Origin of the sequence: Chitinophaga silvisoli (genome assembly GCF_003412465.1) — a bacterium.
In the GTDB taxonomy this organism is placed as follows: Bacteria; Bacteroidota; Bacteroidia; order Chitinophagales; family Chitinophagaceae; genus Chitinophaga; species Chitinophaga silvisoli.
In genome coordinates, this window is record NZ_QTJV01000066.1 from 1 (window position 1) to 1,397 (window position 1,397).

The window sequence follows — 1,397 nt, forward strand, 5'->3', positions numbered from 1 at the left end:
TGAGAAAGAAGTCTAAAGAACTAGGGATAAGTGAGAAGAAACTAGAAGAACAATGGTCAACTATTACTAAAGAAGCTTGTGAACGTGGAACTAATACTCATAATGGTCTTGAAGATGGTGTTAAAGGAGCTTCTATGTTTCAACAAGCCATTAATTATCTTGATAAACGAGAAGATGGTGTAATGGTTACTATTGCTAATATACCAAATTTTGGTGCTAGTTATAAGTTACTTAATCTTAAAGATTTTATTGAACTTACTAATAATCGTTATCCTCTTATTTATGATGCGTTTAAAATGTACACTGAAAAAGGATATAAGATTTATAGTGAGATTGGTATGTTTCTTATAGATTGGTTAATTAGTGGAACTATTGATATTCTTCTAGTTAATGAAGATACTAATTGTGCTGTTGTAGGTGATTGGAAAACTAATCGTGGTGGATTAAAATTTAGTAGTGGTTATTATAAGAAAGATAAAACAGTTAGACCTGCACAACAAACTAATGTTTGGGTTGATAAAGATGAACGACTTTTAGCTCCTCTTAATCATCTTCCTAATTGTAATGGTGCTATATATAATCTTCAACTTAGTATGTATGCTTTTGCTGTTGAATATATACTTGGTTTAACTATTAAAGGTATTTGGCTGTGTCATATTGATAGTGATTTTGAACTTAATGAATATGGTATGCCAAAAAGGTTTTCTGATGGTCTTTATCATATTAAAGAAAATCCTGTTGAAACTACTAAGTTCTTTACTATGAATTACCTACGTGACGATATTAATAAAGTTCTTAAAGATAGAGAATTACAAATTAAAGCTAGTGGTGTTCAAACTCAATTTAAACTTGCTATATGAAATTAAATAAAGATAATTTAATTGGAGTAATTATTGGTTTTATTGTTTTAGTTATATTTGCTATTTGTTTATCTAGTGGATGCACTAAACGTATTACTCCAGTTCCTGAAATTCGTTATGTTCCTGTTACTGATTCTACTGCTATTAATGAATTAGTTTTAACTAAAGAATTACTTCGTAGAACTCAAGATTCTCTTAATGCTTATAAGTCTGATACTACAATTAGTGCTGATTATTTTGTAGCTAAATATAAACTTGAGCGTATTAGATATTATAATGATATTGCCGGAAAAGGAAACAATATTAAATTTCTTAGAGGTTGGATTCGTAGAACTCTTGAAGAATAAGTTATGTATATTATTAATCGTAGAAAAAATATAAGATTAATTGGCGATGAACATCATATTGGTGATGACTTTGAATTTGTGATTTATAAAGTTCAAATTAAAGTTCTTTGGTTTTGGGTTATAATTAAAGAATTTGATGAAGATGAATATTATGACGCTGTTGATTGTTTTAGATATTGTACTAATCCTT

At 28.3% G+C, this 1,397-nt stretch carries 3 protein-coding genes; all 3 read left to right on the forward strand.

The features are described 5' to 3' along the window. Positions 1-860 (forward strand): hypothetical protein (locus DXN04_RS35120; protein WP_158569335.1); only part of this gene is annotated, 860 nt, incomplete at its 5' end. Continuing rightward, the gene (locus DXN04_RS34420; RefSeq protein WP_116857938.1) at positions 857-1,207 is read left to right on the forward strand and encodes a putative peptidoglycan-binding domain-containing protein; all 351 of its coding nucleotides are present in this window, start codon (positions 857-859) and stop codon (positions 1,205-1,207) included. The genes DXN04_RS35120 and DXN04_RS34420, both read left to right, overlap by 4 nt. Positions 1,208-1,210: 3 nt before the next feature. Next, on the forward strand, positions 1,211-1,397 hold a 187-nt coding region (locus DXN04_RS35550; protein ID WP_233525753.1), incomplete at its 3' end, for a hypothetical protein.